Source organism: Faecalibacterium sp. AF27-11BH (assembly GCF_003603005.1).
Lineage (GTDB): Bacteria > Bacillota > Clostridia > Oscillospirales > Ruminococcaceae > Faecalibacterium > Faecalibacterium taiwanense.
This window is the reverse complement of the sequence record NZ_QVGS01000003.1, coordinates 201369-215457: the sequence shown is the minus strand read 5'-3', so window position 1 is coordinate 215457 and position 14089 is coordinate 201369. Positions and strand designations below refer to the sequence as shown.

Here is a 14089-nt window from a genome sequence, read left to right as displayed (position 1 = left end):
TATTATGCCGAAAAGCGATTTCGTCTCCGTTCCCTCTTCCTGCACCCTCTGCCCGCGCCGGTGCGGGGCCGACCGTGCTGCCGGACGCACCGGTTTCTGCGGCGCGGGCGGCACCTTAAAAGCTGCCCGCGCTGCCCTGCACTACTGGGAGGAGCCATGCATCAGCGGCACAAAGGGCAGCGGCACGGTGTTCTTTTCCGGCTGCACCCTCAAATGCTGCTTCTGCCAGAACTATCCCATCAGCGCCGAGGGCCTTGGCAAGGAGATCAGCGTGGAACATCTGGCAGAGATTTTCCTGAATCTGCAGGAGCAGGGTGCCAACAACATCAATCTGGTCACGCCCGGCCAGTGGCGGCCCTGGATCATTGCCGCGCTGGATATTGCCCGGGCTAAGGGCCTGCATCTGCCCATCGTATGCAACACCGGCGGCTACGAAACGGTGGAAAGCGTGGAAGCATGGCGCGGATACATCGACATCTGGCTGGCCGACCTGAAATACGTCTCCTCCGCCCTCTCGGCAGAGCTTTCCTCTGCACCGGACTATTTTGCGCAGGCAAAGCCCGCCATTGAAGCCATGATGGCACAGGCCGGGCACCCGGTGTTCAATGCAGAGGGCATCCTGCAAAAGGGGGTCATTCTGCGGCACCTTGCCCTGCCCGGCCATGTTGACGACAGCTTTGCGGTGCTTGACCAGATGGCCGCGTGGAACGATGCAGACCCCGAGTGCTTCATCCCCAGCGTCATGAGCCAGTACACACCGTTTTACAAAGCCGCAGAGCACGGCATCGGACGGCGCATTACCACCTATGAATACCGCCGGGTGGTCAACTATGCCATGGACAAGGGACTGGCGCAGGGCTACATGCAGCAGAAGAGCAGCGCAAAGGAAGAGTATACGCCTTCTTTCGATTTGACAGGGGTATGAATTCGTCAAATCTCCCAAAAAAGGCTGATTATTTTCTCTTGCATCCCCGCGGAAATGCTTGCAATCCCATCCGGGCCGGATTATAATGGATACAACGATGTGTTAACAGAACTCTGATGAGCTGTAAATATCAGGAGGAGCGTTATGGAACATTTTAACCCGATCCTTGGCAACGATACCACCGGCCAGAAATTCATCACCTGCGGTGAGATCATGCTGCGCCTGACCCCGCCGAACTACGAGAAGATCCGTATGGCATCCGGCTTTGAGGCCAGCTACGGCGGCAGCGAGGCCAACATTGCACTGGCACTGGCTAACCTTGGTGTGGACAGCACCTTCTTCAGCGTGGTGCCCAACAACAGTCTGGGCAAGAGCGCCGTGCGCTGGCTGCGTTCCAACGACGTGCACTGCACCCCTATGATCCTGACCGAGCCGAACGAGACTCCTTCCAACCGTCTGGGTACTTATTATCTGGAGACCGGCTACGGCATCCGCCCGTCCAAGGTCATCTATGACCGCAAGCACAGTGCCATTACTGAGTACGATTTCTCGCAGGTGGATCTGGATGCTTTGCTGGACGGCTACGACTGGCTGCACCTGAGCGGCATCACCCCGGCACTGGCACCCAACTGCCGCACCCTCATTCTGGATATGCTCAAGGTCGCCAAAAACAAGGGCCTGACCGTCAGCTTCGACGGCAATTTCCGCTCCACCCTGTGGAGCTGGGAAGAAGCCCGCGATTTCTGCACCGAGTGCCTGCCCTATGTGGATGTGCTGCTTGGCATTGAGCCGTACCACCTGTGGAAGGATGAGAGCGACCACTCCAAGGGCGACTGGAAGGACGGCGTGCCTCTGCAGCCCAGCTATGAGCAGCAGGACGAGATTTTCCAGCACTTCATCGAGCGGTATCCCAACCTCAAGTGCATTGCCCGCCATGTGCGTTATGCGCACAGCGGCAGCGAGAACAGCCTGAAGGCCTTCATGTGGTACGATGGCCACACCTTCGAGAGCAAGCTGTTCACCTTTAATATCCTTGACCGCGTGGGCGGCGGCGATGCCTTTGCCAGCGGCCTGATCTACGCCATGCTGCACAACTACAGAGCCATGGATATGATCAACTTTGCGGTGGCAAGCAGTGCCATCAAGCACACCATCCACGGCGATGCCAACATCACCGATGATGTGAGCACTATCCGCAACCTGATGAACATGAACTACGATATCAAGCGGTAAGTTTTATCGCCGTACAGAGAACGCCCGCCGGGTCTCCCCGGCGGGCGTTGCTTTTTCTATCAGATATACCGCCCAGTGATGCTCTCCGGGTTCTGTCTTACCTGTTCCGGAGTACCTGCCGCCACGATGCGTCCGCCGGCATCGCCGCCGCCCGGCCCCATATCCACAAGGTAATCCGCATTGCGGATCACATCCAGATCATGCTCAATGACCACCACGGTGGCACCGTTCCCGATCAGCTTCTGGAACACACCCAGCAGGGTCTGTACATCCAGCGGATGCAGGCCGATGGTGGGTTCATCGAACACGAACACACTGTCTGCCTGCCCCTTGCCCATCTCGCTGGCAAGCTTCAGCCGCTGGGCTTCGCCGCCGGAAAGGCTGGGTGTCTCCTCGCCAAGGGTCAGGTAGCCAAGGCCCAATTCTTTCAGTACCTGCAGGCGCTGGCGCACAAGCTTGCAGTCCGCACAGGCTTCCAATGCAGTGGACACATCCATGTCCATCAGGTCGGCCATGGAGGCTGGCTCGCCGTTCGCCGTGGGCAGCTTCACTGCCGCCGCTTCCCGGCTGTAACGCGAACCGCCGCAGTCCGGGCAGGGCACTTCTACATCCGGCAAAAACTGCACATCCAAACTGATGACACCGGTGCCGTCACAGGTGGGGCACCGCAGCTTACCGGTGTTGTAGGAGAAATCGCCCGCCTTATAGCCGTGGTCTTTGGCATCCTGCGTTTTGGCAAACAGCTTGCGCAGCTCATCGTGCACATTGGCATAGGTGGCCACGGTGGAGCGCACATTGATGCCGATGGGCGTTGCATCGATCAGCTTCACCTGCGCGATTTCCTCGGCCTCCACGCTTTTCACATGCGCTGGCAGGGCTGTGCCGTTCACCTTTGCCTGCAAGGCCGGGACCAGGCTTTCCAAAATCAGGGTGGTCTTGCCGCTGCCGGACACACCCGTAACCACGGTCAGCCGCCCCTTGGGCAGTTCCAGTTCCAGCGGCTTCACAGTATGGATGGCCGAGGTTGCCAGATGGATGCGGCCCTGTGCAAACAGTTCATTTTCCGGCACATGAGGCCGGGCGTTCACCCCCGCCCTGCCTGCAAGAAACGGGCCGATCTGAGAAGCCGCGTTCTGTTCAATTTCCGGAATACTGCCCTGCGCGATCACATGTCCACCCTTTGCACCGGCTTCCGGCCCCATCTCGATCAGCCAGTCAGCTTCCTTTAAAATTTGGGTATCGTGATCCACCAGCACCACCGAGTTGCCGTCGGCCACAAGGTCGTGCATCACATCGGTCAGGCCTTCAATGTTAGAAGGATGCAGGCCGATGGACGGCTCGTCCAGCACATAGAGCACACCGGTGGTACGGTTGCGCACCGCACGGGCCAGCTGCATCCGCTGGCGCTCACCGGTGGAAAGAGTGGACGCGGAGCGGTCCAGCGTCAGGTAGCCAAGGCCCAGCGAGAGCAGCCGTGCCGCTGCCGTCTGGAAGGATTCGCAGATATTGCGGGCCATGGGCCGCATCTCTTCCGGCAGACTGTCCGGCACACCCGCCACCCAATCGGTAAGCTGCACAAGAGTCATCTGACAAGCCTTGTCCAGTGTGATGCCCCGCAGCTTTGGGGTACGAGCCGCATTACACAGCCGGGTGCCGCCGCAGTCCGGGCAAATGCCTTGCCGCAGGAACTTTTCCACCCGCTTCATGCCCTTTTCATCCTTGACCTTGGAGAGGGCGTTCTCCACGGTATAGGTGGCATTGAAATAGGTAAAATCCAGCTCCCCGGCCTGATTGGAATTTTTGTTATGATAAAAAATGTGCTTCTTCTCCGCCGGGCCATGGAAAACGATATCCTTTTCCCGGTCGGTCAGGTCGCGGAAGGGCACATCGGTGCGCACGCCCATCTCCCGGCAGATATCCACCATCAGCGACCACATCAGGCTCTTCCACGGGGCCACGGCACCTTCGTCGATCGTAAGAGAATCGTCCGGCACAAGGGTGCTCTCGTCCACGGTCATCACCATGCCGGTACCGCTGCAGGTGCGGCAGGCACCCTGACTGTTGAAGGCAAATTCTTCAGCGGAAAGCGCGCGCACGCTGGCACCGCACTGCGGGCAGAGCAGCGGCTTTTCTGCCGCCACGGCAAGGCTGGGTTCCAGCCAGTGGCCGCACTGCGGGCAGGGATAGCTGGAAAGACGGGAGAACATCAGGCGCAGACTGTTCAGCAGTTCCGTGCCGGTACCAAAGGTGCTGCGGATGCCCGGCACAGCGGGCCGCTGATGCAGTGCCAGTGCAGCCGGAACATACAGCACTTCGTTCACCGATGCCTTTGCCGCCTGCGTCATGCGGCGGCGCGTATAGGTGGAAAGTGCGTCCAGATACCGGCGGGAGCCTTCGGCGTAAAGCACGCCCAGCGCAAGGCTGGACTTGCCCGAACCGGACACACCCGCCACACCCACGATTTTGCCCAGCGGCACATCCACATTCACGTTTTTCAGGTTGTGCACCCGCGCGCCGCGGATCCTGATATGGTCGACCATCTTCTTTTCCCCCTGCTGTCACTGCTTCTTTTTTAAATAGTATCCAATGCCAATGGCATCTGCCAGCGCCCAGCCGATGGGCACGCTGAGCCAGATGCCGGTAACGCCCATCGGCGTGGCCGAAAGCAGATAGACCAGCATCAGCGGCAGAGCAAACAGCAAAATGCTGCCGGTGATGGGGCGTTTGGTCAAACTACGCTGCATTGTTTCCGATTCTCCTTTTTATAACGCTGTTTCAGCCGGTGCACTGGCTCTGCCGCCGTCCCGCCTTGAAAGAGACTGCTCTCTTCCTGCAAACTTCTGACGGTACTCTCTGGGCGTGCAGTGCTTGATCTCCCGGAAGGTCTTTGTAAAGTAGCTGGTATCCGAAAAGCCGCAGTCGGCACCGATCTCGCCGATCTTCATGCTGGTGGAAAGCAGCAGCTCGGCGGCCTTTTCAATGCGGTACTGCTTGACATACTGGATGGGTGTGATCCCCAGAAGCTGCCGGAAGCTGCGCAGGCAGGCGCTCTCACTCAGGGCCACGCAGTCGGAAATGCGCTCCACGTTCAGTTCCTCAGCATAATGCTCTTCCACAAAACGCAGCATCTGTTTCATGCGCTGGGCCGCGATCTGCTCCTGCTGAGAGACCTTTGTTTTTCCACCCTCGCACTGCATTCCCAGCAGATGCACCGCCGCCGAAAGATGGTACCGCGCCTGATTCTCATAGTCAAAGACCTCTTGGGCCACTGCGTCCCAGACTTCCCGCAAATGGCAGAGCACGGCCTTCTGCCCGTCGTCTGCCTCGTCCAGCAGAAAGAACGCCGGTGCTCCCGGCTGAAGCAGCGGGTGTACGAGCTTTTGCCAAAAGATGGTATCCATGCCGCCGATCAGGCGCGGATGGAATACCCCGGAATGCAGTAGGGCATCCCCGGTCTCAGCCTGCTCCACCGCATGGAACACTCCGGAATTGACAAACACGCCCTGCCCGGTCTGCAAAACCAGACGGGCTTTGCTCACGTCCACCGCCAGCGGGCCTTTTACGGCAAGGATGTATTCAAACTCTTCATGCCAATGCCATGCTACCGAGTAGCTTTTGAGGTCCTCTTCATAGCAGGCAATAGGAAACAGTGCGCTGCCGTGCTGCACCAGTTCCCTGCCCTCGTCATCCGCCACAACATCCGGCAGGCAGTTGAGCCCGCCCGCTGCTGCACAGCTGGTGTGAAATGCCACGATCAGCCATCTCCTTTCCGTCAAGGTGCACATCCGCATCCGCGCCGGTTTTGTTGTATCAATCGGGCGTTTTTATCCTAATATTCCGCTCCGATGTGTGATATTATTACATCAGCAAAGTACAAGATGCATTGCAAGTATAACACGCTTCCCGGAGGAACTCAAGATTTATGGTACAGCTTCTGCTTCCGATCATTTACATCTCGTTCATCAGTCTGGGCCTGCCGGATTCCCTGCTGGGGTCGGCGTGGCCCTCCATGTATCCGGCGCTCGGTGTGCCGGTGTCCTATGCGGGGCTGATCTCCATGATCATCTCCTTTGGCACCATTGTTTCCAGCCTGAACAGCGACCGGCTCACCCGTGCGCTGGGTACCGGAAAAGTGACCGCCCTCAGTGTGGCCATGACAGCTGCCGCGCTGTTCGGCTTTTCGGTCTCCACACAGTTCTGGATGCTCTGCCTGTGGGCCGTGCCCTATGGGCTGGGTGCAGGCAGCGTGGACGCGGCCCTGAACAACTATGTTGCCTTACATTATAAAAGCCGCCACATGAGCTGGCTGCACTGCATGTGGGGCATCGGCACCATGATCAGCCCCATGGTCATGGGCCGGGTGCTGGCAGGCGGCGGGCCGTGGACATCCGGCTACCGGTACATTGCCCTGTTCCAGATCCTGCTGAGCGCAGTGCTCTTTTTCAGTTTGCCGCTATGGCAGAGCCGTACTGCAGGCACCGACACCGAAACTGCTTCGACGCATGCGTTGAGCCTTGGACAGGTATTCCGTCTGCCGGGTGCCAGAGAGGTGATGCTGTGCTTCTTCTGCTACTGTGCATTGGAGACCACGGCCGGTCTATGGGCCAGCAGCTACCTCACACTGACGAAAGGCGTTGCCGCCGGCACTGCCGCCAGCTTTGCCAGCCTGTTCTACATCGGCATCACTGCCGGGCGCGCCGCCTGCGGCTTTTTGACCCTGAAATTCAACGATACGCAGATGATCCGCATGGGTCAGTGCATTCTGGCCGCAGGGGTGCTGGCTCTGCTGTTGCCCGGGCCGCAGATCCTTGCCCTGAACGGTCTTGTTCTGGTAGGGCTGGGCTGTGCGCCCATCTATCCCAGTATCATCCACTCCACGCCGGAACACTTCGGCGCGGACAGATCGCAGGCGGTCATCGGCATCCAGATGGCAAGCGCCTATTTGGGCAATCTGGCCATGCCGCCGCTGTTCGGCCTGCTGGCAAACAACATCACTCCGGCACTGTTCCCTTTTTACCTGCTGGCACTGCTGGTGCTCATGGTATTCATGCACGAACAGCTGGTGCGCAAAACAAGCCGCTGCTAATTCTGCCATTCTCCTATTTCATATACAGCAAAAGGCTCCCTGTCCGGTCTCGGGCGGGGAGCCTGCTGTTTTAAAGGAGTTATTTACAGGATGCACCGGCTGATGGCGTTGGCGACCGCAAACAGTTCCTGCTGGCCGATAAAGCCGAACTTTGCCTCGTGTGCGTCCGCAAAGCAGACGGTCAGCTGCGATGCCTGCACCGGGTCGCCAAAGCCTGCCGTCTGGATCCCGAAGTGCAGCACCTTGCGGTACGGCAGCACAAAGATCTGCTGCCGGGTTCCGGTAACGCCCTGCATATCCACCATGATGATGCGGTGGGTGGTAAAGATCACCTGATCGCGCACCGTCTTGTAGGCACCCACGATGCTCTCACCGTCCAGCAGCAGCGCGCGGGCATTTTTGCAGATGTCCTTTTCCTGAAGGCGGATGAGGTTTTCCATTGGCTTATCACGGAATTCCATGGTTTTTGTCCCCTTTCCTGCGTGGTTTTCTGCCCTTATTGTAGCATTCCTGCAGGCGGTTTACAAGATGTGCTCTCGCCTTTTGGGCCGGGCTGTGCTATACTGTATGCCAAAGAGATTCTTATAAAAACGAGGTAACTCCCATGGAGATCATCATTCATCAGGCCATTCTGCACGTGCTGGACACCACCATGGATGCGCCTGTACTCAGCGGCAGCGGCATGGAAATGACCGCCGAAAAGACCGCCTATTTCCAGTACCACATCGAAAAGCTGCTTGCCAGCGACGATATCCGCCAGTGCCGCCCGCTGCCGGATTCCGCCTTTAAAAACGAGCTGGAGCACAACCACGATTTTGTGGACCTTTCCTGCCGCATCGCGGGCGTTCTGTTCGACTACATGCACGCGCACACCACCATTCCGGGGGCAGACCTTGCCGTGGTGGATTTTACCCGCGATGGTGAGCCGTGGCTGGGCATCCTGAAGTTGAACTACAAAAACGGCTACACCCACTACACCGAGAATGTGGAGGGTGCCCCGGTGAACTCCATCATCCAGCAGCGGGCCTGCCTGCCCAGCCAGAGCGGCAAGGTGGAGGAAGGTGCCCTTGTCAATCTGACCGACTACTCCATGAAGCTGCTGGAAAAAAAGTTCGACATCGACGGCCACAAGGATTTTTACCTTTCCACGGTAGTGTTCCAGTACACCACCGCCCAGCCGGAAAAGAAAAAGCTACAGGCCATTCAGGAAGCCGCCGTGCAGGCCGTGCAGGAAAACTACGCAGATCAGCCCCACGTAGAGGCTCAGGTCGCGATGCTGATCGCCAATCAGGCCGCAGACAACGACAATCAGGTATCCATCCAGCAGGTGCGTCAGCAGTTGGAAGAGGAATATCCCCTTGCCGCCGTGCCCTTTGATGATTATGTGGAAAAGAGTGATGTGCTGGAAGCGCCTGAGCAGCCCGTGACCGTGACCCCTGCGCGCATCCGCCGCATGGAGAGCCGCAGCATCCACACCGCCAACGGCATTGAGGTGAAGATTCCCACCGAACTGCTCAACTCGGACAACGAGGTGGAATTTCTGCACAGCGACGACGGCAGCATTTCGCTGCTCATTAAAAATGTGATCCTGTAAGAAACGATTTAAATTGTCTCCGCGCACGGATCGCACTCCGACAATATCAGCGGAATCATTATTTTCATATTTGCAAAAGCCGAAAAATCTGCGGATTTTCCGGCTTTTCTTTTTTCACAGGAAGGAGCCGTAACGGGAAACAACAAAAAAGCCATCGTTTTTGCATTTCTGCATCAACGATGGCTTCGTATTGGAGCGGCCGACGAGGCTCGAACTCGCTACCTCCACCTTGGCAAGGTGGCGCTCTACCAGATGAGCTACGGCCGCATATTGGAAACCCTGCTGGGTTTCCTTGACTGGTGCCTCCGATCGGAATCGAACCAATGACACGGGGATTTTCAGTCCCCTGCTCTACCGACTGAGCTACAGAGGCATAAGCGGTGCAATTATCCCTGCACCCTCCCGAGCGATTCTCGCGAATTTCGGGGCCCCCGCGAAAGCTTGCGAAGCAAGATTTTGTGGGGAAGAGGAGAAAGTCTGGCGTTCATCACGGCAGTCTTGCTTGCAAGACCGCCCGATGAACTGCAGGACTTTCGACGAAGCGACCCGGATCGGGCTCGAACCGACGACCCCCAGCGTGACAGGCTGGTGCTCTAACCAACTGAGCTACCGGGCCAAATGGTGGAAGTTAACGGGCTCGAACCGCTGACCCTCTGCTTGTAAGGCAGATGCTCTCCCAGCTGAGCTAAACTTCCACAAAATGGAGCGGCCGACGAGGCTCGAACTCGCTACCTCCACCTTGGCAAGGTGGCGCTCTACCAGATGAGCTACGGCCGCACATTCCATGTACTTGTGCCGGGCTGTTTACCGGCGACGCTGATTATTATACCGTACCGCCCGGCAATTGTCAACCACAAATTTGCATTTTCCGCAAAAAAAGTTGGAAACCCGCCTGTCTGTATTCAAAAAGCTTCACTTTTGCGGGCTTTACCTGTGTCATCATTCAAGTTTGCCACGACATACACGAAGAAAATTGATTTGCTTTCCCTTTTGTAAACCATTATAATGGAAAGTGTCATTTTGTCGCCTGTAAGAGCTGCGTCTGTTATGCCGCTGAGGGCATACAGGCGCGTTTTCGTGCGCAGAAATAGGAAAAGCCAGCATAAAGGAGCAAACACAATGTATAAGATCACTGAAAAAGTCGCGCTGAATCCCACCGTGACGAAGATGGTCATTGAAGCCCCGCTGATCGCCAAAAAGGCAAAGCCGGGCCAGTTTATCATTGTGCGCCCGTTTGAGGACAGCGAGCGCATCCCCCTGACCGTGGCCGGTTACGACCGCGAAAAGGGCACTGTGGATATCATTTTCCAGATCGTGGGCGGTACCACGATGGAGCTGAACAGCCTGCAGGTGGGCCAGAGTGTCCACGACTTTGTAGGCCCGCTGGGCCGCGCCACCGAGGTGGAAGGCCTGAAGAAGGTATGTGTCGTGGGCGGCGGCGTAGGCTGCGCCATCGCTCTGCCCATTGCCCGTGAGCTACACGAGCAGGGCTGTGTGGTGCACAGCGTGGTGGGCTTCCGCAATAAGGACCTGCTGATCCTTGAGGACGAGTTCAAAGCCTGCAGCGACGAACTGCGCATTATGACCGACGACGGCAGCTATGGCACCAAGGGTGTTGTTACCGCTGCACTGGACGAGCTGGTGGCCGCCGGCAACCAGTACGATCTGGTCATCACCATTGGCCCGCTGATCATGATGAAGTTCGTGGTCAAGACCTGCCAGAAGCATGGCCTGAAGAGCATCGTTTCCATGAACCCCATCATGATCGACGGCACCGGCATGTGCGGCGGCTGCCGCCTGACCGTTGGCGGCGAGACCAAGTTCGCCTGCGTGGACGGCCCCGACTTTGACGGCGATCTGGTGGATTTTGATGAGGCAATGGCCCGCGGCACCATGTACCGCCCGTTTGAGGCACACGCCCGTGAAGCGGCATGCAATCTGCTCAATCAGGAGGTAAAATAAGATGGCTTTCAATATGGACCCGAAGAAGTGCCCCATGCCCACGCAGGACCCCAATGTGCGCAACAAGAACTTTAAGGAAGTTGCACTTGGCTACACCGAAGAAATGGCCGTGAACGAAGCAAAGCGCTGCGTGCACTGCAAGAACAAACCCTGCCAGACCGGCTGCCCTGTGGGCATCGATATCCCCGAGTTCATCGGCCATGTGGCCGAGGGCGACTTTGAAGCCGCTTATCAGGTGATCAACCGTTCCTCTTCCCTGCCCGCTGTCTGCGGCCGTGTATGCCCGCAGGAGAGCCAGTGCGAGGGCAAGTGCACCCGCGGCATCAAGAACGAGCCGGTGGGCATCGGCCGCCTGGAGCGCTTTGTTGCCGACTGGCACCGTGAGAATGTGCACACCGCCCCCATCGTGCCCGAATGGAACGGCCACAAGGTGGCCATCATCGGTGCAGGCCCTGCCGGCCTGACCGCCGCAGGCGATCTGGCAAAGCTTGGCTACAAGGTCACCGTTTACGAGGCCCTGCATGTGGCCGGCGGCGTGCTGATGTACGGCATCCCTGAGTTCCGTCTGCCCAAGGCCATCGTGCAGCAGGAGATCGACGGCCTGAAGAAGATGGGCGTTGATTTTGAGTGCAATATGGTCATTGGCAAGGTGCTCACCATCGACGAGCTGATGGACGAGTACGGCTACGAGGCCGTGTTCGTAGGCTCCGGTGCCGGTCTGCCCCGCTTCATGGGCATCCCCGGCGAGAGCCTGAAGGGCGTCTACTCTGCCAACGAGTTCCTGACCCGCTCCAACCTGATGAAGGCTTATCTGCCCACCAGCAAGACCCCCATCCGCACCGGCAAAAAGGTCGCCGTTGTGGGCGGCGGCAACGTGGCTATGGACGCTGCCCGCAGCGCCCTGCGTCTGGGTGCCGAGACCGTGTACATCGTCTACCGCCGCGGCATGGCTGAGCTGCCCGCCCGTAAGGAAGAGGTGGAGCACGCCGAGGAAGAGGGCATCATCTTCAAGACCCTGTGCAACCCTGTGGAGATCCACGCCAACGACGAGGGCTTTGTCAAGTCCATCACCTGCATTGAGATGGATCTGGGCGAGCCGGATGCTTCCGGCCGCCGCCGCCCCATCGAAAAGAAGGGCAGCGAGTTCGAGCTGGATGTGGACACGGTCATTATGAGTCTGGGCACCAGCCCCAACCCGCTGATCCGCTCCACCACCCCGGGTCTGGAGACCAACAAGCACGGCTGCATCGTTACCGACGGCGACGACGGCAAAACCAGCCGCGATGGTGTGTACGCCGGCGGCGATGCCGTGACCGGCGCGGCCACCGTCATTAAGGCCATGGGCGCAGGCAAGGCTGCTGCAAAGGCCATTGACGAGTACATTCAGAGCAAGTAATCCCCTGTGAAGGTGGGCACCGTCCACTGAATACCGGATATGAAAAATCCCCTGTGCCAGTGCACAGGGGATTTTTTGCATCTTATTCTGCGGTCTCCGTTGTGAGCGCCGGGTAACCCGTCCGCACGCACCGCACAGCGCACCGGGCGCTGCCGCCGGTGGTACAGGTAAAGAGGGTCAGATCCCATTCATCGGACTCCTCCGTCTTTTCGGTCATTTCCTCAATTTGCGTGGGCTGCAGGTTTTCCACATAGGAGACCTCGTAGGTCCAGCGCATACCGTCCATATCCGTAAAATAGACCTGCGCGCCCTCGGTCAGCCACTTGATGGGGCTGAAATGCTTTGCATAGTTGTGGGCGCAGACCACCATGTTATCCGCATAGGTGGAACCGGAGTAACGGCCCGGTGCGATTTTCAGGCCCGCATAGCTCCACTGGCTCATCACCGGCAGTTCCAGCCCGATGGACGGAATGGACAGATAGCCGATGTAATCCCAGCCGTTCAGTTCGGTCACGGTCATTTCCTGCGTGGGGTCCAGCTCCGGCTGCAGCGCCACGGTATCCGATTTTGCCTTTTCCTCAATGGCAGCGTTCAGGGTCTGCTCCAGCTCGCCCAGCACCTCCTGCGAGGCCTTGTCTGCACGGGATGCATCCCACTTGTTATAGGCCAGCAGGGCTGCTGCCGCAAGGATCAGCAGCGCGCCCAGCACCATACACACTCTTCCGATTTTCTGTCGCATAGCAATGTTTCCTTTTTGTTCCGCGGTAGGTTTCATCCCTTTCAGTATATGCGCAATTGGTATGTTTGTCCAGTAAAAACTTACCGCACTGCCCGGTCCGGCACAAGGCGGCACACAAACCGCACCATCAGTGGGGTCAGCGGCAGCCACACCAGCGTGCACGCCACATTGAACAAGGTGTGCGCATTCGCGATCTGCCGGGCGATCACGGCAAGCTCCGGCCCTTTGGGCGAAAGTGCAGCCGTCAGCCGCACATACAACGGCAGACCGGCGCAGAACACCGCCGCGCCGGTCAGATTGAACACTGCATGGGCCGCAGCCACCCGCTTTGCGTCCCGGCTTGCGCTCAAGGATGCCAGCACTGCCGTGATGGTGGTGCCGATATTATCGCCCAGCAGCACTGGCAGCGCACCCGCAAGACCCAGCAGACTGCTGCCGTCCAGCCCGGGGCGGGCTGCAAAGTTCTGCAGCAGGGCAATGGTAGCCGAGCTGCTCTGCACTGTCAGGGTCATGCCAAGCCCCGCCAGCAGCCCCAGCCATGGGTGCTGCCGCACCCGACCCAGCCAGTGCACAAACACCGGGCTTTGCGCCAGCGGTTCCATGGCAGTGCCCATATCGGCAATGCCCTCGAACAGCAGGCCAAAGGCGAACACCGCCCGGCCAATAGCCCGGGCCTTCCGCCCCGCACAGACAAAGCAGAGCAGCAGCCCGGCCAGCAGCACAAGGCCGCGCACATCTTCCAGCCGGAAGGCCAGCAGCTGTGCGGTAACGGTGGTTCCGATGTTGCAGCCAAAGATCACCGGGACCGCCTGCCGCAGGGTCAGCAGGCCCGCACTTACAAAGCCCAGCACCATCACCGTGACTGCCGAGCTGCTTTGCAGCACCGCCGTGACCGCAGCCCCCGCCAGCACGCCCCGCACCGGGCTGCCGGTCACAGCGGCCAGCAGGCTTTTCAGGCGGCTGCCTGCCGCTGTTTCCAGACTGTGGCTGAGCGCATCCATGCCGTATAAAAACAGTGTCAAGCCGCCAAAAAGTGTAAAAATTCTTGTCAGGTTCTGTTCCACTGCCGCCGCCCCTCCCGCAGAAACGTTTCTTATTCTATTTATGCAGCTGCCGGGCGGTTCAGGCTTTCTGCCGCCCTCCCCTTTTTGTGA

Annotated in this window: 13 protein-coding genes and 5 tRNA genes; 7 read left to right on the top strand and 11 right to left on the bottom strand. The window is 58.6% G+C overall.

Going from position 1 to position 14089, the window contains the following annotated elements; genetic code table 11:
* Positions 1-4 precede the first annotated feature (4 nt).
* A complete protein-coding gene (locus tag DWY76_RS05195) occupies positions 5-925 on the top strand; it encodes a radical SAM protein (RefSeq protein WP_097781681.1) in 921 nt (306 codons plus the stop codon).
* A gap of 144 nt (positions 926-1069) precedes the next feature.
* The gene (locus DWY76_RS05190) at positions 1070-2158 is read left to right on the top strand and encodes a sugar kinase (protein WP_005945787.1); all 1089 of its coding nucleotides are present in this window, start codon (positions 1070-1072) and stop codon (positions 2156-2158) included.
* 59 nt (positions 2159-2217) lie between these two features.
* On the opposite strand, the gene DWY76_RS05185 is transcribed toward DWY76_RS05190, so the two are convergent.
* Genes DWY76_RS05185 through DWY76_RS05175 form a run of 3 tightly spaced genes read right to left on the bottom strand, consistent with a single transcriptional unit; the run spans position 2218 to position 5910 of the window.
* A complete protein-coding gene (locus DWY76_RS05185; protein WP_005945785.1) occupies positions 2218-4698 on the bottom strand; it encodes an excinuclease ABC subunit UvrA in 2481 nt (826 codons plus the stop codon).
* Between the two features lie 18 nt (positions 4699-4716).
* Entirely contained in the window at positions 4717-4902 is a 186-nt protein-coding gene (locus DWY76_RS05180) for a hypothetical protein (protein ID WP_005945783.1), read from the bottom strand.
* A gap of 18 nt (positions 4903-4920) precedes the next feature.
* A complete protein-coding gene (locus DWY76_RS05175; protein ID WP_082210877.1) occupies positions 4921-5910 on the bottom strand; it encodes an AraC family transcriptional regulator in 990 nt (329 codons plus the stop codon).
* 170 nt (positions 5911-6080) lie between these two features.
* Between DWY76_RS05175 and DWY76_RS05170 the strand changes: the two genes are divergently transcribed.
* Positions 6081-7244 carry an MFS transporter gene (locus tag DWY76_RS05170; protein ID WP_120080212.1) on the top strand — a complete coding sequence of 388 codons (1164 nt, stop codon included), beginning with the start codon at positions 6081-6083 and terminating at the stop codon, positions 7242-7244.
* An 83-nt stretch (positions 7245-7327) separates the two neighbouring features.
* Here DWY76_RS05170 and DWY76_RS05165 read toward each other — a convergent pair whose 3' ends face one another.
* A complete protein-coding gene (locus DWY76_RS05165; RefSeq protein WP_097775338.1) occupies positions 7328-7705 on the bottom strand; it encodes a PH domain-containing protein in 378 nt (125 codons plus the stop codon).
* A 143-nt stretch (positions 7706-7848) separates the two neighbouring features.
* Between DWY76_RS05165 and DWY76_RS05160 the strand changes: the two genes are divergently transcribed.
* Positions 7849-8838 carry a nucleoid-associated protein gene (locus tag DWY76_RS05160; RefSeq protein ID WP_005945773.1) on the top strand — a complete coding sequence of 330 codons (990 nt, stop codon included), beginning with the start codon at positions 7849-7851 and terminating at the stop codon, positions 8836-8838.
* A gap of 191 nt (positions 8839-9029) precedes the next feature.
* Here DWY76_RS05160 and DWY76_RS05155 read toward each other — a convergent pair.
* The 5 genes from DWY76_RS05155 to DWY76_RS05135 form a co-directional block, all read right to left on the bottom strand.
* Positions 9030-9105 (bottom strand) — tRNA-Gly (locus tag DWY76_RS05155).
* 30 nt (positions 9106-9135) lie between these two features.
* Positions 9136-9211, bottom strand: a tRNA-Phe gene (locus tag DWY76_RS05150).
* A gap of 169 nt (positions 9212-9380) precedes the next feature.
* Positions 9381-9454, bottom strand: a tRNA-Asp gene (locus tag DWY76_RS05145).
* Between the two features lie 3 nt (positions 9455-9457).
* Positions 9458-9533 (bottom strand) — tRNA-Val (locus tag DWY76_RS05140).
* A gap of 6 nt (positions 9534-9539) precedes the next feature.
* A tRNA-Gly gene (locus DWY76_RS05135) sits at positions 9540-9615 on the bottom strand.
* On the opposite strand from DWY76_RS05135, the gene DWY76_RS13945 reads away from it, so the two are divergent.
* The 3 genes from DWY76_RS13945 to gltA all read left to right on the top strand — a co-directional run bounded on the left by DWY76_RS13945 (position 9601) and on the right by gltA (position 12196).
* A complete protein-coding gene (locus DWY76_RS13945) occupies positions 9601-9834 on the top strand; it encodes a hypothetical protein (RefSeq protein ID WP_165852572.1) in 234 nt (77 codons plus the stop codon). The two genes, DWY76_RS05135 and DWY76_RS13945, sit on opposite strands and share 15 nt — an antisense overlap.
* 123 nt (positions 9835-9957) lie before the next feature.
* The gene (locus DWY76_RS05130) at positions 9958-10800 is read left to right on the top strand and encodes a sulfide/dihydroorotate dehydrogenase-like FAD/NAD-binding protein (RefSeq protein ID WP_044954207.1); all 843 of its coding nucleotides are present in this window, start codon (positions 9958-9960) and stop codon (positions 10798-10800) included.
* A gap of 1 nt (position 10801) precedes the next feature.
* On the top strand, positions 10802-12196 hold the full coding sequence (gene gltA, locus DWY76_RS05125) for an NADPH-dependent glutamate synthase (RefSeq protein WP_120080210.1): 1395 nt from the start codon (positions 10802-10804) through the stop codon (positions 12194-12196).
* Between the two features lie 82 nt (positions 12197-12278).
* Here the strand turns inward: gltA and DWY76_RS05120 are convergent, their stop codons facing one another.
* A complete protein-coding gene (locus tag DWY76_RS05120) occupies positions 12279-12935 on the bottom strand; it encodes a sortase (protein ID WP_097775336.1) in 657 nt (218 codons plus the stop codon).
* An 80-nt stretch (positions 12936-13015) separates the two neighbouring features.
* Positions 13016-13999, bottom strand: coding sequence for a Na/Pi symporter (locus DWY76_RS05115; RefSeq protein WP_120080208.1), 984 nt, complete (start codon positions 13997-13999; stop codon positions 13016-13018).
* Positions 14000-14089: the final 90 nt, after the last annotated feature.